Source organism: Saccharopolyspora sp. ID03-671 (assembly GCF_045278815.1).
GTDB classification, from domain to species: Bacteria; Actinomycetota; Actinomycetes; order Mycobacteriales; family Pseudonocardiaceae; genus Saccharopolyspora; species Saccharopolyspora ipomoeae.
The window spans coordinates 635,393-655,771 of record NZ_CP134054.1 but is presented as its reverse complement, the minus strand read 5'-3'; the positions used below and the strand labels follow the sequence as shown (position 1 = coordinate 655,771).

20 protein-coding genes are annotated in these 20,379 nt (G+C 70.7%); 11 read left to right on the top strand and 9 right to left on the bottom strand.

Going from position 1 to position 20,379, the window contains the following annotated elements; translation table 11 throughout:
• Positions 1-12 precede the first annotated feature (12 nt).
• Positions 13-1,380, top strand: coding sequence for a cryptochrome/photolyase family protein (locus REH65_RS03180; RefSeq protein WP_406691191.1), 1,368 nt, complete (start codon positions 13-15; stop codon positions 1,378-1,380).
• A gap of 81 nt (positions 1,381-1,461) precedes the next feature.
• On the opposite strand, the gene REH65_RS03175 is transcribed toward REH65_RS03180, so the two are convergent.
• Genes REH65_RS03175 through REH65_RS03160 form a run of 4 tightly spaced genes read right to left on the bottom strand, consistent with a single transcriptional unit; the run spans position 1,462 to position 6,315 of the window.
• Complete coding sequence (locus REH65_RS03175; RefSeq protein ID WP_406691190.1) at positions 1,462-3,486, bottom strand: acetate--CoA ligase family protein; 2,025 nt, start codon at positions 3,484-3,486, stop codon at positions 1,462-1,464.
• Positions 3,487-3,527: 41 nt separating this feature from the next.
• Positions 3,528-4,352: an enoyl-CoA hydratase/isomerase family protein gene (locus REH65_RS03170; protein ID WP_406691189.1), complete on the bottom strand. Its 825-nt coding sequence runs from the start codon at positions 4,350-4,352 to the stop codon at positions 3,528-3,530.
• Positions 4,349-5,338 (bottom strand): 3,4-dihydroxy-2-butanone-4-phosphate synthase, encoded by a 990-nt coding sequence (locus REH65_RS03165; RefSeq protein WP_406691188.1) that lies wholly within the window; start codon positions 5,336-5,338, stop codon positions 4,349-4,351. The genes REH65_RS03170 and REH65_RS03165 overlap by 4 nt, the downstream gene beginning before the upstream one ends.
• A complete protein-coding gene (locus tag REH65_RS03160; protein ID WP_406691187.1) occupies positions 5,335-6,315 on the bottom strand; it encodes a phosphotriesterase in 981 nt (326 codons plus the stop codon). The genes REH65_RS03165 and REH65_RS03160 overlap by 4 nt, the downstream gene beginning before the upstream one ends.
• Before the next feature lie 235 nt (positions 6,316-6,550).
• Here REH65_RS03160 and REH65_RS03155 point away from each other — a divergent pair, with 235 nt between their 5' ends.
• From REH65_RS03155 to REH65_RS03115, 9 genes are all read left to right on the top strand, one after another.
• Positions 6,551-7,603 (top strand): LLM class flavin-dependent oxidoreductase, encoded by a 1,053-nt coding sequence (locus REH65_RS03155; RefSeq protein WP_281454597.1) that lies wholly within the window; start codon positions 6,551-6,553, stop codon positions 7,601-7,603.
• Between the two features lie 59 nt (positions 7,604-7,662).
• Positions 7,663-8,379 carry a TetR/AcrR family transcriptional regulator gene (locus tag REH65_RS03150; RefSeq protein WP_406691186.1) on the top strand — a complete coding sequence of 239 codons (717 nt, stop codon included), beginning with the start codon at positions 7,663-7,665 and terminating at the stop codon, positions 8,377-8,379.
• A gap of 5 nt (positions 8,380-8,384) precedes the next feature.
• A complete protein-coding gene (locus tag REH65_RS03145; protein WP_406691185.1) occupies positions 8,385-9,617 on the top strand; it encodes an acyl-CoA dehydrogenase family protein in 1,233 nt (410 codons plus the stop codon).
• Between the two features lie 22 nt (positions 9,618-9,639).
• Positions 9,640-10,590, top strand: a complete 951-nt coding sequence (locus REH65_RS03140) for a cyclase family protein (RefSeq protein WP_406691184.1) — start codon at positions 9,640-9,642, stop codon at positions 10,588-10,590.
• A gap of 31 nt (positions 10,591-10,621) precedes the next feature.
• Positions 10,622-11,143 (top strand): flavin reductase family protein, encoded by a 522-nt coding sequence (locus REH65_RS03135; protein ID WP_406691183.1) that lies wholly within the window; start codon positions 10,622-10,624, stop codon positions 11,141-11,143.
• 151 nt (positions 11,144-11,294) lie between these two features.
• Positions 11,295-12,605 (top strand): MFS transporter, encoded by a 1,311-nt coding sequence (locus tag REH65_RS03130; RefSeq protein ID WP_406691182.1) that lies wholly within the window; start codon positions 11,295-11,297, stop codon positions 12,603-12,605.
• Complete coding sequence (locus tag REH65_RS03125) at positions 12,602-13,354, top strand: SDR family NAD(P)-dependent oxidoreductase (protein WP_406691181.1); 753 nt, start codon at positions 12,602-12,604, stop codon at positions 13,352-13,354. The genes REH65_RS03130 and REH65_RS03125 overlap by 4 nt, the downstream gene beginning before the upstream one ends.
• Positions 13,351-14,094 (top strand): SDR family NAD(P)-dependent oxidoreductase, encoded by a 744-nt coding sequence (locus tag REH65_RS03120; RefSeq protein WP_406691180.1) that lies wholly within the window; start codon positions 13,351-13,353, stop codon positions 14,092-14,094. Before REH65_RS03125 ends, REH65_RS03120 begins: the two co-directional genes overlap by 4 nt.
• Positions 14,095-14,117: 23 nt before the next feature.
• Positions 14,118-14,639, top strand: a complete 522-nt coding sequence (locus REH65_RS03115; protein WP_406691179.1) for a nuclear transport factor 2 family protein — start codon at positions 14,118-14,120, stop codon at positions 14,637-14,639.
• Here REH65_RS03115 and REH65_RS03110 read toward each other — a convergent pair whose 3' ends face one another.
• Genes REH65_RS03110 through REH65_RS03090 form a run of 5 tightly spaced genes read right to left on the bottom strand, consistent with a single transcriptional unit; the run spans position 14,640 to position 19,344 of the window.
• Positions 14,640-15,620, bottom strand: a complete 981-nt coding sequence (locus tag REH65_RS03110; RefSeq protein WP_406691178.1) for a LysR family transcriptional regulator — start codon at positions 15,618-15,620, stop codon at positions 14,640-14,642.
• A 31-nt stretch (positions 15,621-15,651) separates the two neighbouring features.
• On the bottom strand, positions 15,652-16,260 hold the full coding sequence (locus REH65_RS03105; protein WP_406691177.1) for an acyl-CoA dehydrogenase family protein: 609 nt from the start codon (positions 16,258-16,260) through the stop codon (positions 15,652-15,654).
• A complete protein-coding gene (locus tag REH65_RS03100; RefSeq protein ID WP_406691176.1) occupies positions 16,233-16,820 on the bottom strand; it encodes an acyl-CoA dehydrogenase family protein in 588 nt (195 codons plus the stop codon). Before REH65_RS03100 ends, REH65_RS03105 begins: the two co-directional genes overlap by 28 nt.
• Positions 16,817-18,022: a CaiB/BaiF CoA transferase family protein gene (locus tag REH65_RS03095; RefSeq protein ID WP_406691175.1), complete on the bottom strand. Its 1,206-nt coding sequence runs from the start codon at positions 18,020-18,022 to the stop codon at positions 16,817-16,819. The genes REH65_RS03100 and REH65_RS03095 overlap by 4 nt, the downstream gene beginning before the upstream one ends.
• Positions 18,019-19,344, bottom strand: a complete 1,326-nt coding sequence (locus REH65_RS03090; RefSeq protein WP_406691174.1) for an MFS transporter — start codon at positions 19,342-19,344, stop codon at positions 18,019-18,021. Before REH65_RS03090 ends, REH65_RS03095 begins: the two co-directional genes overlap by 4 nt.
• A gap of 243 nt (positions 19,345-19,587) precedes the next feature.
• Here REH65_RS03090 and REH65_RS03085 point away from each other — a divergent pair, with 243 nt between their 5' ends.
• A complete protein-coding gene (locus REH65_RS03085) occupies positions 19,588-20,256 on the top strand; it encodes an SDR family oxidoreductase (RefSeq protein WP_406691173.1) in 669 nt (222 codons plus the stop codon).
• The last annotated feature ends 123 nt before the right edge of the window (positions 20,257-20,379 follow it).

The window sequence follows — 20,379 nt, the reverse complement described above, 5'->3', positions numbered from 1 at the left end:
AGAGTTCCACCGATGCCCACGACCGCCATCGTCGTGTTCACCCGCGACCTGCGCGTGCACGACAACCCGGTGCTGGCCGCCGCGGCCGCGGCCGACCACGTCCTGCCGGTGTTCGTGCACGACCAGACCCTGGCGACGACCGGTTTCGCGACCGGCCCCCGCACGCGCTTCCTCGACGAGTGCCTCGCAGATCTCGACGCCGGGTTGCGCGAGCGCGGTGCCGCGCTGCTGCGCCGCGAGGGCGATCTGGTCACCGAGGTGGCCCGGCTCGCGCACGAGGTCGACGCCACCGCCGTGCACATCGCCGCCGACGCCTCCGCCTTCGCCGTCCGGCGGCAGCGGCGGCTCGCGGAAGCGCTCGCGGATCGTTGCGAGCTCGCCGTGCACGACGCGGTCCACACCGTGCTGGCCGCGGGGTCGATCACGCCGCGGGGAAACGACCACTTCGCGGTCTTCACCCCGTACCACCGCCGCTGGGCGGGCGCCGCCCGGCGGGAGATCGCCTCCGCTCCCCGGCGGCTGCGGCTGCCGCCCGCCGTGTCAGCACCGGAGGCGCCGGTCGGGGCGGGAGGGGAATCGGGGATGCCCGGCGGGGAAACCGAAGCCCGCCGCCGGGCGCACCGCTGGCTGGGCGAGGACGTCGACCACTACCACCGCCGCCACGACGATCTCGCCGCCGAACGCGGGACTTCCCGGCTGTCGCCGTACCTGCACTTCGGGTGCTTGTCCGCGCTCGAGCTCGCCGCTGAGGCCGGTGCCCGCCACACCGAGGGCGCCGACGCGTTCGTCCGCCAGCTGGCCTGGCGGGACTTCCACTTCCAGGTGCTGGCGGCACGACCGCGCGCGGCGCACGACGACTACCGGTCGCGCGCCGACGACTGGCGCGACGATCCGCAGGCGCTCCAGGCGTGGAAGGAGGGCCGGACCGGCATCCCGATCGTCGACGCCGGGATGCGGCAGCTGGCCGCCGAGGGCTGGATGCACAACCGCGCGCGGCTGATCACCGGCAGCTTCCTCGCCAAAACGCTCTACCTGGACTGGCGGGCCGGTGCGGCGCACTTCCAGCAGCACCTGCTCGACGGCGACATCGCCAACAACCAGATGAACTGGCAGTGGGTGGCGGGAACGGGTACGGACACGCGTCCGAACCGCGTCCTCAACCCGCTGCGGCAAGCCGAGCGCTACGACCCCACCGGTGACTACGTGCGAACTTGGGTGCCGGAACTCGCCGACCTCGACGACCCGCGCGACCTGCACCAGCCCTGGCGTCTCGGGCCCGCCGGGCTGCGCGGGCGCGGCTACCCGGCCCCGATCGTCGACCTCGACACCGCCCGCGACCGGTTCCAGCGGCACCGCCAGGTGGACCGGACCGCGTCCTAGGCAGGAACGCTGGCGGTCCGCGGAGTTCGGAGCTTCACCGCGACCCCGGTGTTCGCGCCGGTTCCCGGAGTGCGGGGTTGGTCAGGGGAAGCGGGTGATGACCGCGTCGGCTGCCCAGCACTCGGTTCCCGTGACGATCAGCGGGTTGATCTCCACGGTTTCGTAGTCGGCCAGCGCACCGCGCTCGAAGGCTTCGCAGAGCCGGGTGAGGGCTTTTCGGGCGGCCGGGTGCTCGGTGACCCCGGCCGTGCGAAGCAGGTGCTCGGCGTCGTCGGGGCGGAGCGGGAGACGGCGGGTGGTGGAGCGGTTGGCGAGTTCGGTGGCCGTGCCGCCCAAGCCGACCACGACGTGCTTGCCGAGAACGGGATCGGTGTTGAGACCGATGAGGATTTCCTTCCCGAACACCATTTCCTCGACGAGGTGGCCCTCGATCGTGGCGGGGTCGACTCCGGCGGAGGTGACGGCGGCCTCGATCTGCTTCGTCGTGGCGGGGAGGTCGTCGGTGCTGCAGATGCCGAGCGCCACGCCGCCGAGGCGGGACTTGTGGCTGACCGGGGCGATGATCTTGACCGCGAACGGGGGGCGCAGGTCGGCGGCCACCGCTGCCGGATCGTCACCCGGGCCGAGGCGGACACCGCGCACCACGGGTGTTCCGGCCGCTTCGACCAGGTCGCGGGAATCGGCTTCGCTCAGCACGCGGTCGTCGGTCTCGGGGCCGGGGGTGCGCTCCGCGTCCGGCAGGGCGGGGAAGAGCTTGGCGAGGGCGGTGAAGGTCAGCCGCAGGTTGTGCACCACCGCGACGTGCGGGTGCCGGGCCTGGTAGTCGCGGACCCAGTCGGTGACCGGGACGGGGGCCATCGAGGTGATGACCAGCGGCATCCCGTGCTCGGCGGACAACCTCGCCAGGTCGTCCCAGTTCCAGGTGTGGACGGCCTGCTCCGGTGAGTCGGAGGGCAGCTGCACGCTCCACGGCATCAGGACGAGCCCGGTGTTGGGGTCGGCGAAGACCCTGCTGTTGACGCTCTCGTCGCCCTCGCGGCGCTTGACGCCGATCACGTCGAGCGGGTTGTCGACGAAGGAACCGGGGCCGGCGAGCTCGCGGATCCGGGCGATCGTCTCGTCGGCGAAGACGGTGAGGTTCACGCCGTGGCGTTCGGCCAGGTCGCTGCACAGCGCCGCGGCGCCGCCGGAACCGCCCAGGATCGAGACCGCGCGCGGCCGACCGGGTTTGACACCGGCGAGGCTCAGGGTGGCCAGGCGCATCAGTTCGTCGATGCCGTCGGCGCGCAGCACGCCGTGCTCGCGCAGCAGCTCGGAGAGCACCGCGTCGCCTCCGGAGATGCTGGCGGTGTGGGAGAGCACGACGCGGCCGCCGCGTTCGGACACCCCGGACTTCAGCACGATGATCTGCTTGCCCGCCTCGCGGGCGCGTTCGAAGGCGTCGACGAACACGGGGAGCTGCTCGGCGGAGATGCCTTCCAGGTAGACGCAGATGACCCGGGTGGTGGCCCTGCCGATCGCCAGCGAGATCGCCTCGGCGACCCCCAGCAGCGCGCCGTTGCCGGTCGAGGCGCAGAAGTCCACGCCCAGGTGCTCCTCGGTGGCCGCGGCGACCAGCGCGGACAGCAGGGCACCGCTCTGCGAGATGATCGAGACCGGGCCTGCGGCGGCGTCGAGCCATACCGGTTCGGCGACGGCGCAGACCCGCTCGTGGAAGTCGGCGAAACCGACGCAGTTGGGACCCCACAGGCGGGTCCCGGTACCGGAGACGATGTCGACGAGCTCGGCGTGCAGCCGACGGCCCAGGTCGTCGCCGCGTTCCCCGAAACCGTCGGAGACCAGCACGATGTCGGGGGTTCCCAGTTCGGTGAGCTCGCGGACGGCTTCGACGCTGGCCTCTCGCCGGATGGCGACCACGGCGGCGCGCGGCGCCTCCCGCAGCGCCCCGACGCCCGGGACGGTGGGCAGGCCGGCGACCTCGTCGTGGGTCGGGGTCACCGGGACGACCGAGAGGTCCGGGTTCAGCGTGCGCAGGTTGTGGATGGCGCACCGGGTCCAGAAGTTGCGGGGCGAGGCGCCGACGACGGCGATGGTGGATCGGGACACGGCGGTGGAGCTCCTTCGGGCTCGGCGGGAGGGTGCGGTGATCAGAAGGCGAGCGAGCCGCCCTCGGCGTACCAGGTGCGCGCGGCGGAGATGCCCAGCTCACCGAGCTTGGCGACCATGCGCCGGTTGCCCTCGGCGGTGTGGACCAGGGCGTCCCACCCGGCGCAGGCGTCCAGCGTTTCCCGGAAGCCCTGGCGGATCAGCACGTCGTTGGCGGCCCGCTTCTTGATCTCGAGCATGTCCAGCGGGGTCTTGGACACCTCGCGGGCGACTTCCCGCGTCTTGTCCAGCACCTCGTCGGCGGGGACCGCGTAGTTCGCCCAACCCCGGGAGGCGGCTTCGGCACCGGAGATGTGCGAACCGGCGGTGTAGGACAGTTCCTTGGCCTTCTTGGGACCGAGGTGCGACATCGCGACGGGCCCGAGCATGCCGCCGCCGATGGGCAGCACCGGCCATCCGATCTTGGTGTCCTCCCCGACGACCGCCAGGTCGGCGCAGGCCGGGATCAGCGTGGCGCCGCCCATGCAGTAGCCGTGCACACCGGCCACGACGGGCTTGGGCAGGTCGAAGACCGCGGTGAAGGCGCGGATGTGGCCGCGCAGGCGCAGCCAGTCCTCGTGGGCCGTGCGGTGGGCGGGCGCATCGCCGTTCGCGCTCGGTTCGGGGCGGGCGACGTCCCAGCCGACGCTGAACGCGCGGCCTGCACCGCGCACGATGATCACCGAGACCGAGGAGTCGTCCCCGAGCTCGTGCAACGCGCTCTCGTAGTCCTCGAACAACGCGTCGTTGAACGCGTTGAGCTTGTCCTCGCGGTCCAGCACGAGTTCGGCGACCTTCTCGTTCCGTTCGACGCGGACGAGACTCATGGCACGAGCCTTTCTGCTAGGGGAGAGGTGATGTCCGGCAAGGCGATCCGGTGGCGGTAAAGGACGAGTCCGCGGCCGCGCTCAGCGATCGAGCGCAGGGTCGCGGTGAGCTCGGCCCGGCACCGGCAGGCGTCGGGGTCGAAGAGGCAGTGCAGGCATTCGTCGTGGATGATCGGCGGCTCTCCGACGTCGTCGCCGAGGACGAGCGCCGTGATCTCGGCGGTCCCGCGGCGCCACCGGACCACGTCGAAGTCCGTGCCGCGGATCGTCAGCTGGAACGCGGCGGCACGCCGGTCACCGCGCACCAGCCGGTGCGCGAGCACGGCGGAGGTGGTCACCGCTACCAGCCCGTGCCGGTGCGCCCACGCGCGTGCTTCCGGGAGCCGCTGGACGGCGGTCGGGTCGGCGTCCGAGACCAGGCAGGCGCGAGCGGCGCCCGTTCCGGCACCGGCGAGCCTGACCAGGTCGAGAGCGGCTTCACCGGCGTCGAGCCTGCCCAGCACCCCTTCGTCGTGGGCCCGGTAGGTCAGCACGTGCCCGGGGCGTGCGAACGCCTCGGCCGCGGTCGTGGGGTCGCCGAGCAGGGCGATCGTGCGGGCGCGGTCGGCCGCGGAGATGCCGGTGCCGGCGCTCCCCGCGGTGTCCACGGCGACGCCGTACTCGGGAGCGCCGGGCGTGCTGCGGTCGCGGCTGATCGGGGGCAAGTCGAGCCGGTCGGCGTCCTGCCGGGACAGCGCGACCTGCAGCAGGCCCGAGGTGTGCCGGACCGCGAAGGAGACCGTGGCGGTCGTCGCCAGGCTCGCGGCGAACACCAGCTCACCGCACGGGTGCCGACCGGTGTCGTCCACCAGCACGACCGGATCACCCTCGCGCAGGGCGGAAGTCGCGTCGTCGACCGAGTCGGTCCGATGTGGACCGGATGTGTCCGCGACGTCGTCGGGTCGGGGATGTTCCGCGGTGGCGACCACGTCGGCGATCCCGCTCATGACGACTCACCGGGCCGCGCGGAGAAGATCTCCTGCGGGTTGTCCACGAGCATGGTGTCGATGTCGCGCCGGCTCACACCGGCTTCCAGCAGCGCGGGGAGGACGTCGCGGGTGATGTGCGCGAAGTTCCAGCGGGGCAGGTGTTCGGCCCGGTAGGCGTCGGGGAAGTTGTGGCTGTGGCACGACGCGTCGTGCGAGAGCACCAGGCGCGGGGCGTACCCGCGGCGGACGAGTTCGACGACCGTTCGGATGCGCTTGTCGAAGGGCAGGCGGTTGTCCAGCCCGAACCGGTCCATGCCCAGGTAGGACCCGTTGTCGAGCAGCCGCTGGAGGTAGTCGAGGTCCTCGGAGTCGCCGCTGTGACCGATGATGACGTTGCCGAGGTCGACGCCTTCCTCGGCGAAGATCTTCTGCTGCTCCAGACCGCGCTCGGTGGCCACGTCGGTGTGCGTGGAGATCGGCACGCCGGTGCGCAGGTGGGCGCGGGCCACCGAGCGCAGCACCCGCTCGACGTCGGGGGTGACTCCCGGGACGTCGGTCGCGCACTTGAGGATCCCGGCGCGGATGCCGGTTCCGGCGATGCCCTCGCAGATGTCGCGCACGAACATGTCCACCATCGGCTCCTCGCCGCCGATGAGCCGTCCGGGCCCGCGGAGGCGCAGGTAGGTGGGCAGTTCGTTGAAGGTGTAGTAGCCGGTCGCGGCGATGATGGTGACCGGTGAGCGCTCCGCGACGGCGCGCACCCTGCGGATGTCCCTGCCGAGCCCGAGCACGGTGAGGTCGACGATCGTGTCGATGCCGTTGGCCTTGAGCTCGACGAGCTTGGCGACCGCGTCGTCGGTGCGCTCGGCGTCGTCCCAGGTCTCGGGGTAGTTGGCGGCGTACTCGTGGTTGAACACGAACACGTGCTCGTGCATCAGCACGCGGCCGAGCTGGGCGCTGTCGATGTCGCCGGTGATGGTCTGGACCGAAGTCATGGGGTGCGCATCTCCCTCGGAAACAGGGGTGGGGACAAGCGTTTTCGCCTGCGGTGGAAGTGCGGGCGGGGGAGTGGAGGTGACTGCGGAAGGCGTCTCTGGCTGTTGACAATGACGCGCGTGTCATGTTTAGTCAAGCCCGTCTTCACCCCGGGTTGAGCAGCGATTTCGCCCGGCGGCGCCGCGTTCGAGGCGGGCTGCCGGACCACCCCGTCATGGGTCTTTGAGGAGAGCAATGAGCAACGTCGCCACCCCGCATTACGGGATCTTCAGCCTCTCGAACGTGCCCCCGTGGAACACCCACAACGAGGTCGTGCACAAGGCGGTCGAGCAGATCAAGCACGCCGACCGCCTCGGCTTCGAGGAAGCCTGGGTGGCCGAGCACAACGGCCGCCGGTACGGGATCGTGGCCTCGGCGCAGATCCTGCTGGCCGCGGCCGCGGCGGCCACCGAGCGGATCCGCCTCGGATCCGGGGTCTCGCGGCTGCCGATGCACCACCCGCTGCGGCTGGCCGAGGACTACGCCTACGTCGACCAGCTCAGCAACGGGCGGTTGAACTTCGGTATCGGAAAGGCCTACGACCGCTTGGAGTTCCAGGCCTACGGGATTCCCGAGGCCGAGCGCGACGCCCGCTACGAAGAGGTCTTCGACATCGTCATGCAGGCCTGGCGCGACGGGAAGGTGAACTACCGGGGCGAGCACTACCAGGTGCCCGCCGAGGGCGAGGTGGTCGACGAGGTCGAGCTCTTCCCCGAGGTGGTCCAGAAGCCGACGCCACCGGTGTTCGTGATGGTCTCCTCCAGCGAGGAGTCGCTGCGGTCGGCGGCCCGGCGGGGCTTCTCGTTCGTCCTCGGTCAACGACCCACTCGCGACGACGTCAAGCACCTGGTCGGCGTGTACCGGGAGGAAGCGCGCGCGGCCGGGCACTCCTTCGACGCGATCGACGAGAACATCGCCCGCGCCTCCCAGCTCAAGGCCGTGCACGTCGCGGAGAGCCGGGAGCAGGCCAAGGAGGAGTACCGCGAGGGCTACATGTGGTATGTCGGGGTCCTGACCAATCGCGCGAAGGTAGGGCTGGGCATCGAGGAGCTCAGCTACGACGAGTACATCGAGCGCAAGACGCTCGTGCTCGGTTCGCCCGACGACGTCGCCGAGGAGCTGGCCTCCTTCCACAGCCACACCGGCCTGGGCGGCTTGGTCGCCTGGTTCGACGCGGGCAGTCAACCGCAGGACCGGGTGCTGCGATCGATGACAATGTTCGCGGAGAAGGTGCGTCCGCAACTGTGAGCGCGGCGGCGAGCTGAGCAGACGCCGGTGCGCCGCACGTCCGAGGAACGGGAGACACGATGGCGAAGGGCAGCTCCGGCGAGGAACAGCGGAAGGGTCCGCCGAAGGTTTCGCAGCAGAGCCCGGAACCGCGCACCGCGCGAGGTCGCCGCACGCGCGACCGACTGCTCGCGGCTGCGCGGGTGGTGTTCGAGACCCGGGGTTTCCTGGACACCCGCGTCGGTGACATCTGCGACGAGGCCGGGCTGGCGCAGGGCACCTTCTACATCTACTTCCAGTCCAAGGAAGACGTCTTCTACAACCTGGTCGACTCGGTCATCGCCGATCGCTATCTCCTGACGGCGGTCCCGGACGACTTCACCGGCACGGTCGCCGACAGGTTCGCGTACACGTTGCGGCAGTACTTCGCCGAGATGGAGCACTCCCGGCGGTTCAGCCGCATCGTCGAGCAGGTCGCCACGTTCGACGAGCGCATGCGGGAGAACCGCATGCAGATCCGGCGCGACTTCCGGCGGCGCGTGCAGCACGGCATCGAACGGCTGCAACGGCAAGGTGCGGCAGACCCCGACATCTCCGCCGAGCTCACGGCGGAGGCGATCGTGTCGATGATCAACAACTTCGCCTACATCAACCTGGTCATCGGTGAGCGAGAAGACCTCGACATCGAAGAAGTGGTTCAGACCCTCACCAACATTTGGGCGCGCGCCTTGACGCTGGACGTCGAGAAGGCGGAGGCCAACGACCTCAGGGAAGCGCCCCGGAGCAGAAAGACCTGACGCGCATGGAATTCACCGTTCCGGACGAGGCCGCGGAGACGGCCGAGGCGGTGCTCAGCTTCATCGAGCGCCACGTCGAACCGATCGAACGCGAGCACGCCGCGCTGCTCGACGACGAGCGCAAGCGCTACGACGACGACGGACTGCTAGTGCCGGCCGTTCAGGACCTGAAGAAGCAGGTCAGGATGGCCTCGGCAGAGGCCGGTTTCTACACCATGTTCGGCGATGAGGCGCTCGGCGGGGGCGGGCTCGGCGAGATCGCGCTGGTGCACATCCAGGAGGAGCTCAACCGGATCTGCGGCCCCGCCCGGCCACTGATCCACGAGAACGTGATCCCGTCGGTGTTCACCAACGGGCTGAGCCCGATCCTGTGCGAGCTCAAGCCCGACGTGCGGGCGCGGTACCTGGACGGCATCGCTTCGGGCGAGAAGACGCTGTGCTTCGGGCTCTCCGAACCGGGCGCCGGTTCCGACGTCCAGCGCATCCGCACCCGTGCGGTCCGCGACGGTGACGAGTGGGTCATCAACGGCTCCAAGCAGTGGATCACCAACGCGCCCTACGCGGACTACTGCATCCTGTTCGCCGTCACCGATCCCGAGGCGAACAAGGACCGGCGCGGCGGCATCACCGCGTTCTTCGTCGACACCCGGTCCGAGGGCTTCGAGTGCACCAGCGTCATCCCGATCCTGGGCCACGCCGGATCGCACATCGGGATCGTCACCGTCGAGGACCTGCGGGTTCCCGACGACCACATCATCGGGACCCTGCACAAGGGGCTGGCGCTGGCGCTGCTGGGGATCAGCAAGGGCCGGCTGTCGATGTCGGCGATGTGCGTCGGCCTGGCCCGCTGGGCGCTGGAGATGTCGCTGGACTACGCCCAGCAGCGCGAGACCTTCGACTCCGCCATCGGTGATCACCAGGCGATCCAGATCAAGCTGGCGGAGATGGCGATGGACGTCTACGCCGCCAAATCGGTGGTGGCGCGCACCGCGTGGCTGGTCGAGCAGCGCGAACGGGCGGTCAAGGAGACCTCGATGACCAAGGCCCTGTGCACCGAGATGCTGGGACGGGTCAGCGATTCGGCCATGCAGGTGCACGGCGCGATGGGCCTGACCAACGAGCTGCGGCTGCAGGAGGCGTGGCGGCACGCGCGCACGCTGCGGATCCCCGACGGGACCTCGGAGATCCAGCGCCGCACCATCGCCGGGCGCCTGCTCGCCGGCGACCACGAGCTCTAGTCGCGAACCGGAGAGGTGAGCAGTGGACATCGACGCGACATCGCTGCCCGAGTACGCGGAGCTGCCGCGGCTGGACGACATCGGCGCGAACTGCTCGTGGGGCGTGTTCGGGCCCGATGACGAGCTCGGCACCCTCAACCTGCTGGACGCCGAGGCGGTGCGCGCCGCCACCGCATCGGTGCGCACCGGCGAACGGATCGGGCTGAGCCTGCCGCTGGACCAACCGGATCCGCCGCTGTTCCGGCGAGAACCGTTCCAGCACACGATCAAGCGGATCGGCAGCATGTGGGACGACCGGCTGGACTCCTTCTTCCCGCAGGGATCGACCCAGTGGGACGGGTTCCGGCACCACCGGGTGCGCGAGCACGGCTTCTACGGCGGGGTCGTGGACGACCCGGCCACCGGGAACCCGCGGCTGAGCATCCACCACTGGGCCCGCGCCGGCATCATCGGGCGCGGAGTTCTGCTCGACGTCGCCGCGCATCTCAGCGGCAGCGGCTACGACCCGCTCGCCGAGCGCAGCATCTCCGCCGACGACCTGCGCGCCGTCGCGCGGGCGCAGGACGTCACGATCCGCCCCGGTGACGTGCTGTGCGTGCGAACCGGTTGGCTGGAGGCGTACCGGGCGCTGGAACCCGCGGCGCGGGAGGAGATCTCGGCCCGCAAGAGCGGGCTGGACTCGGCCGGGCTGGGTGCCGACGAGGCGACGGCGGAACTGCTGTGGGACTGGCACATCGCAGCGATCGGCGCGGACAACCCGGCGGTCGAGGTGACGCCCGGTGACCCGGCCGTGGGCAGCCTGCACCGCCGGTTGCTCGGGCTGCTCGGCATCCCGCTCGGCGAGCTGTTCGACTTCGACGAGCTCGCGGTGCGGCTCCGGGACCTCGGCCGCTCCGAGTTCCTGTTCGTGTCGGTGCCCCTGGCGCTGGTCGGCGGGCTGGGCTCACCCGGCAACGCGGTGGCGTTGCTCTGAATTCCTCCGTCATCCCGAAAGGTGGTGAAACATGGAAACGAGCGAAAGGGCGAGGAGTGAATTCCGCGGTCCGATCTCCCCGCAGCGCTTGCGCGAGGTGGTGGGGTCCTTCTGCTCCGGCGTCGTCGTGGTCTCGGCGGTGGGCGCCGACGGGCCGATCGGGCTGACCTGCCAGTCGTTCGCCTCGCTGTCGCTGGAGCCACCGCTGGTGACCTTCGCGGTCGCCCGGACGTCGCGGACCTGGCCGCGCATCCGCGACGTCGGTTCCTTCTGCGTCAACATCCTCGCGGCCGATCAGCGCGAGCTCAGCCAGCAGTTCTCCCGCTCCGGCGCGGACAAGTTCGCCGGGGTGGAGTGGTCGCCGAGCCCGCTGGGCGCACCCGTCCTGGACGGGGTGGTCGCGTGGATCGACTGCGAGCTGCGGCACGAGTACGACGGTGGCGATCACACCATCGTCATCGGCGAGGTGCACGACCTGGCCGGCACCGGCGAGCGCCGTCCGCTGCTGTTCCACCGCGGCGACTACCTGGATATACCGGGCACGACCGCGTGATCTGAACCCTCCGGGAATTCAACACTCCAATGCCGCACGCGTTGTTGCGCGATTGCGGCACGGGCCGAACGCGGCCGCATTTCGATGCCATTCGCGATCGCCGGAACATCGGCGAATCGAAAACCACTCGCTCTCAACGAAGAGAGACATCATGGCCACATTGCAGTCCAGACGCGCCGCTGCGGCGAGCGTGATCGGAACGACCATCGAGTACTACGACTTCTTCATCTACGCGACCGCCGCGGCGCTGGTGTTCAACAAGGTGTTCTTCCCCGCGCTGCAGGGCTTGGCGGGCACGCTGGTGTCGCTGTCGACCTTCGCGGTCGCCTTCCTCGTCCGCCCCATCGGCGGCGTGGTGATCGGTCACCTCGGCGACAAGATCGGTCGGCGCCCGATGCTCGTGCTGACCCTGACCCTCATGGGCGGCGCGACGCTGCTCATCGGACTCCTGCCGGGCTTCACTACCCTGGGCGTGGCCGCCCCGGTGCTGCTGATCCTGCTGCGGATCGTGCAGGGGTTCGCGATGGGCGGCGAGCTGGGCGGCGCGGTGCTGCTGACGATGGAGCACAGCCGACCTGAGAAGCAGGGCTACTTCGGCAGTTTCGTGCAGATCGGCGGTCCGCTCGGCCTGGTGCTGGCCACCCTGGTCTTCCTGCCGCTCAACGCGTTGCCGCAGGAGGCGTTCTTGAGCTGGGGTTGGCGCGTGCCGTTCTTGCTCAGCGCGATCCTCATCGTGCTGGGTTACGTGCTGCGGCGGACCATCGACGAGAGCCCGACCTTCGAGAAGATCAAGCAGCGCGGCGCCACCGACCGGGCTCCGGCGCTGACGATCCTGCGCACCTACCCGGTGCGGACGTTGCTGGTGGCCGGTACCACGCTCAGCGGCGGCGTGGTGTTCTACCTGATGTCGGTGTTCGGACTGTCCTACGCCACGACCTCGCTGGGCATCAGCCGCGGCACCATCCTGCTGATCGTCCTGGTGGCGATGATCTTGGACTGCGCGTTCGTGGTCGCCTCCGGCACGCTGTCGGACCGGGTCGGCCGCGGCCGGATGATCCTGGCCGGGGTGTTCGGCAAGGCGATCCTGGCCTTCCCGTGGATCTGGCTCGTCAGCAGCGGGGACGTGTGGCTGATCTTCCTCGGCTACGTGCTGATGTGCATCCCGCACGCCGCGGGCCAAGGCGTGGCCGGGGTGTTCTACGCGGAGGCGTTCCCGGTCAACGTGCGGTACTCGGGCCTGTCGATCGGCTACACCATCGGCATGATCGGCGGCAGCGCGATCGCCCCGATGGTGGCGGCCAGCCTCGTGGCCACGTTCGGCATCAACTCGCTGGGCTGGTACCTGCTGGCGATGAGCCTGATCTCGCTGGTCTCGACGATCGCGGTCATCCGGATCCGCAACAGGAGCGCCGCCGACGACGAGGCGGAGGTCGGCACCGGAGCCGCGGCGGCGGCGTCATGACCGGACCGGCACCGAGGGTCGCGGTCGTCACCGGGGCGGCGTCGGGGATCGGTGCGGCGATCGCCGACCAGCTGCGCCGGGACGGGCTCCACGTCGCCGCCCTCGACCGCGACGAGACCGGACTGGCCGCCGCGAGCGGTGACCGGGACCGCCTGGCCGTGCCCTGCGACGTGCGCGAGGACGCGCAGGTCGCAGCGGCCATCGGCGAGGTCGCCGGATGGCGGTCCCGCATCGACGTCGTGGTCAACGCGGCCGGGGTGCTGGTGCGCGCCGACGCGCGCGACACGACTCCCGAGATCTGGCGGTCGGTGCTCGACATCAACCTCGTCGGCACCTTCCGCGTCGTGCAGGCCGCGATACCGCACCTCACGGCCGGGGACGGGGCCAAGCGCGTGATCAACATCGGTTCCGGTGCCGCCGACCGCGGCTACGCCTACCCGGCCTACACGGCCTCCAAGGGCGGGATCGTCGCGCTGACCCGCCAGCTCGCCGCGGAACTCGCACCGGAAGGGGTGACGGTGAACGCGATCAACCCGGGATTCATCCGCACCGCCATCAACGACGACGCGTGGCGCGACGACGAGGCCAGAGCCCGGTGGGAACGCACCATCCCGCTGGGGCGGACGGGCCGGCCGGAGGAGGTCGCCGCCGTGGCGTCCTTCCTGGCCTCACCCGGGGCCGGCTACGTCACCGGCCAAGCGATCCGCGTCGACGGCGGCAGGTCCGCGATCTCGGGGCGCCCGACATGACCTCGGGCGGCGGTCGCCTCGCCGGGAAGACGTGCGTGGTCACGGGTGCGGCCGGTGGGCTCGGTGCGGAGATCTGCCGAGCCATCCGCCGTGAGGGCGGCGCGGCGATCGGACTGGACCTGGTGCGCCCACCGGGTTCCGAGCTGCTGCAGGTCGACATCCGGGACGAGCGCTCGGTGGCCGCGGCGATGCAGCGCATCGCGGAGGAGCACGGCGGGATCGACGTGCTGGTCAACAACGCCGGCGTCGGCGGACCGCGAAGACCGGCTCACGAGGTCGAGGTCGCGGAGTTCGACGAGCTCTTCGCCGTCAACGTGCGCGGAACCTGGCTGTGCACCAAGCACGTGGTGCCCCGGATGATCGCCGCAGGCGGCGGCAGCATCGTCAACATGTCCTCGATGTACGGGCTGGTCGGCAATGCGATGCTGCCGCTCTACCACGCGACGAAAGGGGCCGTGCGATTGATGACGAAAGCCGACGCGGCCACCTACGCCGAGCACGCGATCCGGGTGAACTCGGTCCACCCCGGCTCGATCGACACGGGCTCGGCCGGCTCGGTGCGCCAGGACGAGTCGCCGACGGCGCGCGAGTACAACGCGCGCACGCTCGCCGCGATACCGATGGGCGCCCGAGGCGAACCGGCCGACGTCGCCCACGGGGTGCTGTTCCTGGCCTCGGACGAGTCGAAGTACGTCACCGGAGCCGAGCTGGTCATCGACGGCGGCTACACGGCGGTGTGAAGGTCCTGCTGCGAGGAGACGACGTGCCCACTGTTGACGAGCTGCTCGCGCGCGCCGAGATCGGTGATGTCCTCGCGCGCTACGCCCACGCGATCGACCGGGGAGACCGCGAACTCGCCAGAACCTGCTACCACCCCGACGCCACGGACGACCACGGGCGATTCAGCGGAACCGTCGACGAGCTCTTCGAGTTCTTCGAGACCTACGGCGCCACGCTGGAGAGCACGTTCCACTTCATGAGCCCGCCCACCATCGCGCTGGACGGCGAGCGCGCGGAGGTGGAGACCTACTGCCTGTACCGGCGGCAGCCTGTCGAGGGCGGTGCGGTGTTCCAAGGGCTTCGCTACTTCGACATCTTCGAACGACGCGCCGGCCGGTGGCTCATCGCCGAGCGGACCGTGATCCTCGACTGGGAGCACGACGCTCCACCGCTGCCCGCGGCGGCGAGCCCGCCGACGTGGGTGCGGGGAAGCCGCGGCGATACCGACCCGGCCGCGCCCCTGACGAGGTCGCTCGCGGCCTCCCTGCGACGACGTGCCGGGTGATCACGGGTTCATCGGGAGGTGCACGTCGTCGTAGGCGGCGTCGGCCGCGTCGATCAGACTCGCCCCTCCGGTCCGGGCGTCGGCGATGGCCGCGTACCAGGCGTCGAGGGTGGCCTTGCAGTGCCGGATCAACTCCCGGGCAGCCGGGCTCAACGCCGCGCGCCGGTGGGTCACGCCGAAGGAAACCGATACCAGCGGCTCGGTTTCGATCACGACGGCACCGAGTCGTCGTGCCTGCACGGCCATCCGCAGCGGCAGGAATGCGTGCACCCCGCCACCGAGGACGAGGGTCAGCTGCGCGTGGCGGTTGGGCATGCTGGCGAGCAGGCGCGGTTCCACCCCGACGTCGCGCAGAGCCGTGGCCACGCGGTCGTTCTCGCGCTGCGCGAGCGAGCAGATCGTCAGCGGCAGCTCCCGGAGGGCGTCGAGCGGGAGTCGGCCGGTCGACGGTGCCGGTGATCCCGGCGGCATCACCAGCAGCAGCCGCTGCACGCCGAGCTCGACGAATTCGAGGCTCTTGGCGGGCACCGGCCGGGTGGTGAACCCGAGCTCGTAGTGCCCGGCGGTCACCTCGCCGCACAGGTCCCGCACGCCGGCGACCTCCGAGATGTCCAGCCGCACGTCCGGGTGCCGGGCCCGGAACGAGGTGATCCAGGAAGCGACCGCGTCGCTGGACATCTCGGGCATCGTGGCGATCGACACCGAACCCGCTTCGAGGTCCCGGGCCGAGCTCAGCGCGTCGCGGGCGGCCACGACGTCGTCGAGGATCGCTCGCGCTTTGGGAACAAGCAGCGTCCCCGCCGGGGTGAGGGCGAGGCTGCGGCGCGCGACGCGCTGGAACAGCTCCACGCCGAGCTCGCGTTCGAGCGCCTGGATCGCCTGGGACAGCGCCGGTTGGGAGACGTAGAGGTGCTGGGCGGCGCGGTTGAGCCCCTCGTGCTCGACCACGGCCAGGAAGTACTCGATCTGGCGCAGCTCCATCGTGCCTCCTCCGGTCTCCCGCGGACCAGCACTAACGTACGCGGTAGCTGTCCGGCAGCACTCCTTCCGCCGCGACGGACCTGGTCATCGCGCGGCCGAGGTTGCGCTCGTGGATGGCGGAAGCACCCTCGTAGATCCGCAGGGTGCGCGCGCGCCACATCCGGGGCACCGGGTGCGGTCCGACGATGCCCTCCCCGCCCAGCAGCTGCACGCACTGGTCGGCGACCCTGCCGACCATCTCCGAGCAGTACAGCTTCGCAGCCGAAATCCGGTGCCGGGGAACGGTTCCGGCGTCGAAGGAGCGCGCTGCGTCGAGGGCCAGCGCGCGCCCGGCCTCCATCTCCGAGTAGCACCGGCCCAGCTGGGCCTGCACGACCCCGAGCTCGGCGAGCGGCGCGCCGAACTGGTGCCTGTTCAGGACGTGGCGCGTGGTCTCCTCCAGCATCCGGGTCGCCTGGCCGACGCAGGTTGCCGCCACGTGCAGCCGGGCGTGGTTGATGCCGCGCATCGCGGCGGCGAGCCCGGTGCCCGGCACCCCGCCGAGCAGCCCGTTCTCGGCGACGGGCACCGAGTTCAGGTCGATCTCGCCGACCGGCCCTTCGGCGTGGCCGTTCATGAGCTCGGGCACCCGGGTCGACACGCCGGCGCGGTCCGGTCCACGAGGAAGGCCGACACCTCGGCGTCGGCGGTGCGCGCGAAGACCAGCAACGTGTCGGCCCAGTGCGCGTTGGTGATGTAGCGCTTGGAACCGTCCAGGACCCACCCGTCACCGGCGCGTTCGGCCGTGGTCCGCACGTTGGTGGCGTCCGAACCGGCTTCCGGCTCGGTCAGCGCGAACGACGTGACCCGCCGGCCGCTCGCCATCTCCGGCAGCAGCTCGCGGCGTTGCTGCTCGGTGCCGTGGTCGAGGATCGCCTGCGAGCAGAGCCCGATCACGGTCGAGAAGCGCGAGCGGTAGACGCACGAGGCCCTGGTGAACTCCAACGTCAGCAGCACCTGCTGCTCCATGCTCCAGCCGAGACCGCCGTAGGCGGGCGGGATCGAGATGCCGAACAGCCCGAGCTCGGCCATGCGCTGCACGAGCCCGTCCGGGACCTGCCCGGCGGCGACCATCTCGGGTTCGGCCGGGATCAGCTCGTCGTCGGTGAACTGGGCGATCGTGCGCAGGTACGCGTCGAAGTCGGGCGTGCCGCGGGTCATCGTGCCTCCATCCCTCGTGGGTGTTGCGGCTCGCCGACGACGCCGTCGTCGGCGAGCCGGTCGATCTCGTCGTCGCCGCGCCCGAGTTCGCGCAGCACGTCGCGGGTGTGCTGGCCCAGCCGGGGCGCGGCCGAGGTCCGGCCGCGAGCCGCCCCGTCGACCCGGAAGGGCGCGGCGGGGGCGTCGATGCCCAGCTCCTCCAGCTCGACGACCAGGCCCGACGCGGAGAGATCCGCGTCCTTCACCAGCTCGTCGAACGAGCGCACCGAGCCGCACACGATCCCCCGCGAAGCCAGCAGCGCGATGACCTCGGCGCGGGTGAGGTGGCCGAGAGCGGAGCCCAGGACCTCCTTGAGCTCCGGGCGGTGGGCGACCCTCGCTCGGTTGTCCGCGAAGCGCGGGTCGGCGGCGAGTTCGGGCCTGCCGATCGCCGAGCACAGCGCCGCCCACTTGGCTTCGGTGTAGGCCGACACCACGACGGCGCCGTCGACGGTCCGCACGAGGTCCGCGGCGGGTGCGACCGCGGGCTGGCCGTTTCCGGTCCGCCGGGGCGCTTCGCCGGTCAGCCGGTAGTTCGTCCATTGCGCCGCCTGAGCCGCCACCACCGCCTCCATCAGCGACGTCTCGACGAGCGCGCCGTCGCCGGTGCGGCCGCGGCGGACCAGGGCCGCGAGCACCCCGGTGGCGAGGGCGTTGGCGGCGAGCACGTCGGCGATGGTGAAGCCGACGCGCTGCGGTTCTCCGTCGGCGTCGCCGGTGGTGTGCATGACCCCGAACTCGGCCTGCGCGGCGATGTCCAGGCCCGCTCGTCCCGCGGAGGGGCCGCGGGTGCCGAAGCCGGTGACGTACCCGTAGACCAGGTGCGGGTGGCGTGAGCGCGCCTGCTCCGGACCGATGCCGAGGCGATCGGCCGAGCCGTGCCGGAAGTTGTGCAGCAGCACGTCCGACTCCGCGCACAGCTCGTCGACGATCTGGAAACCCTCCGGGCGGCGGAGGTCGACCGCGATGCTGCGCTTGCCGCGGTTGTTGGCGTGCAGCATCGCCTCGCCGAACGAACCGACGGAGCGCGCTTGGTCGCCGGTGAGGCTCTCCACCTTGATCACCTCGGCTCCCAGGTCGGCCAGCTGCTGCCCGGCCCCGGGAGCGGCGATGTACTGGCCCAGGTCGACGACCCGGATCCCGGTCAGCGGTAGCTGCGTCACGACGCCCTCCTCATCGCGGTCTCGGCCTCCAGCGCCTGGCGGGCGGCCTCCGGGTTCAGCAGCCGCGCACCGACCGCGGCGCACGCGCAGATGGCGATGCCGACGACGAGGAACCCGTTCGCGTAGCCCGCGGAGGCCGTCGGTCCGGCTTGGACGATGAGCCCCAGCGCGTAGGGGGCGATGATCCCCGCGAGGCTGTAGAAGCCGATCACGCAGCCGAAGAACGCGGCGCGCTGGCGTTGCGGGAGGAAGTCGGACGCGCCCGCGAAGGCGACCGAGAACGCGACGCTGTTGATGGAGAAGGTGCAGATCACCAGCGCCAGCTGGAGCTTCCCCGGACCGACCAGGGTGAACGCGATCATGCTCAGGCCCGCGAAGATGATCAGCGCGCCGCTGAAGTACCCGCGAGCGGCTCGCGAGCTCCAGCCCCGCGCGAGGAGCCGGCCGGAGAGGTAACCGCTGGCGATGAGGACCACGATCGCGGTCGCGTAGGGCAGGGTCACCAGCCATCCCACGGTGGTCGGCGAGTAGCCGAGTCCCTCGCCGAGGAACGCGGGCAGCCAGGCGACCTTCAGCGAGGTGATGAGGTAGCCCGCGAACGACATCAGGCTGAGCCCCCAGAAGCTCGGCAGCCGCAGCAACCGCAGGAACGGCACGTCGATGTGGCCGTTCGGGTCGGCTTCGGCCTCCTCGGCCGCGGGGCGTTTGCGCAGCGGCTGACGCTCGACGTAGCAGAGCCAGACGACCAGCCAGACGATGCCGACCGCGATCAGCACGAGGAACGCGGCGTGCCAGGAGTGCGAGACGATCACCCAGGTCAAGGCGGGTGCGGAGATCAGCGGACCGACCGAGGACCCGGCGTTGACGATCGACCCGGCGAAGGCGCGCTTCTCCTTCGGGAACCGGTCGGCGACCACGCTCTGGCACAGCGCGTGCGCAGGGCCTTCGAAGAAGCCCAGCACGATCCGCGACACCAGCAGCACGCCGAACGTGGTGGGCACCGCGAGCGGGAGCATGCTCGCCACCCAGGTGAACATCAGGATCGCCGCCGCCCACTTCGCGGAGATCCAGCGCATGGCCGCCGACAAGCCCACGGCTCCGACCGCGAACAACCAGAAGAACGCGCTGCCGACCAGCCCGAAGTCGGCTGCGCTGAGCCCGAGGTCGTGGCGGATCTGCTGCGACGCCAACCCCACCGCGGCCTTGTCCGCGAAGTTCAGGGTGAAGAAGGCGAAGAGCAGGATGACGACGCCCCAGGCCTTGCGGTCCCGATGGGGCACGGGTGGTGACACCACCGTTGCCCCGATTTCGGCTGATGCCATGTGAGCCTCCGTCACGGCTGTGGATCTGGTTGACCTGGCGCTGCGCTGGGACAACTCCACCGTTGATCGAGGGCGTCGACAAGGCCGGAATTCGAGTCAGGGTGATAGCCAGAGCCGATAATCCGCGTGACGTGCGTGCCGCGTGAACGCCCGCAGCCCCGCCTCCTGTCGCGCGATCCTCGGTCCGTTCGGACACTGGCCAGGAGACGAGTGGGGGAGCACATGGACTTCGCGAATCGAACCGTGATCGTGACCGGCGGCACCGGGGCGCTCGGCGTCGCCGTCGTGGCCGCGTTGCTCGACGCGGGCGCGCAGTGCCGCGTCCCGTACCTCACCGATGCCGAAGCCGATTCATTTCCGCATCGCGATCGGGTCACCCTCGTTCCCCGATGCGATCTGACCGACGAGTCGGACGTCGATCGCCTCTACGACGGCGTCTCCGACCTGTGGGCATCGATTCATCTCGCGGGCGGGTTCGGCATGGGAGACCTGGCCGACACCGACAAGGGCAGCCTCTTGCGCATGCTGAACACGAACCTCGTCAGCTGCTACCTGTGCTGCCGCCGGGCGCTCGCCGCGTTCGGTCCGAGCGGCGGCCGCATCGTCAACGTCGCCGCCCGTGCCGCGCTGGAGCCCCGGCAGGGTGCGGGCACGACGGCGTACACCGTCAGCAAGGCCGGTGTATCGGCTCTCACCCAGGCGCTCGCCGCCGAGGTGGTGCAACAGAACGTCCTGGTCAACGCGGTCGCGCCCGCGATCATCGACACCCCGGCCAACCGAGCGGCCATGCCGCGTGCCGACCACCGGCGCTGGCCTTCTCCAGCGGAGATCGCAGCAACGGTCGGTTTCCTGGCCGCGCCGGACAACGAGGTCACCACCGGAGGGGTGGTGCCCGTCCACGGCCGGGCCTGAGTCCCGCGGTGGTCGCCGGGGAAGCGGGACTTTCGGACCTGGTGACCTGCGCGTCCGCTCGGTTCACTTCTGACGGAAGCCCGGTCGGTCCGGCCGGGGTCTCACCGACGACTCGGGGGTAAG

Coding starts and splice junctions, on each gene's coding strand:
- REH65_RS03130 (WP_406691182.1), top strand. CDS start 11,295: ATGGCCACATTGCAGTCCAGACGCGCCGCTGCGGCGAGCGTGATCGGA.
- REH65_RS03145 (WP_406691185.1), top strand. CDS start 8,385: ATGGAATTCACCGTTCCGGACGAGGCCGCGGAGACGGCCGAGGCGGTG.
- REH65_RS03120 (WP_406691180.1), top strand. CDS start 13,351: ATGACCTCGGGCGGCGGTCGCCTCGCCGGGAAGACGTGCGTGGTCACG.
- REH65_RS03180 (WP_406691191.1), top strand. CDS start 13: ATGCCCACGACCGCCATCGTCGTGTTCACCCGCGACCTGCGCGTGCAC.
- REH65_RS03125 (WP_406691181.1), top strand. CDS start 12,602: ATGACCGGACCGGCACCGAGGGTCGCGGTCGTCACCGGGGCGGCGTCG.
- REH65_RS03160 (WP_406691187.1), bottom strand. CDS start 6,315: ATGACTTCGGTCCAGACCATCACCGGCGACATCGACAGCGCCCAGCTC.
- REH65_RS03110 (WP_406691178.1), bottom strand. CDS start 15,620: ATGGAGCTGCGCCAGATCGAGTACTTCCTGGCCGTGGTCGAGCACGAG.
- REH65_RS03165 (WP_406691188.1), bottom strand. CDS start 5,338: ATGAGCGGGATCGCCGACGTGGTCGCCACCGCGGAACATCCCCGACCC.
- REH65_RS03135 (WP_406691183.1), top strand. CDS start 10,622: ATGGAAACGAGCGAAAGGGCGAGGAGTGAATTCCGCGGTCCGATCTCC.
- REH65_RS03090 (WP_406691174.1), bottom strand. CDS start 19,344: ATGGCATCAGCCGAAATCGGGGCAACGGTGGTGTCACCACCCGTGCCC.
- REH65_RS03170 (WP_406691189.1), bottom strand. CDS start 4,352: ATGAGTCTCGTCCGCGTCGAACGGAACGAGAAGGTCGCCGAACTCGTG.
- REH65_RS03100 (WP_406691176.1), bottom strand. CDS start 16,820: ATGACCCGCGGCACGCCCGACTTCGACGCGTACCTGCGCACGATCGCC.
- REH65_RS03150 (WP_406691186.1), top strand. CDS start 7,663: ATGGCGAAGGGCAGCTCCGGCGAGGAACAGCGGAAGGGTCCGCCGAAG.
- REH65_RS03155 (WP_281454597.1), top strand. CDS start 6,551: ATGAGCAACGTCGCCACCCCGCATTACGGGATCTTCAGCCTCTCGAAC.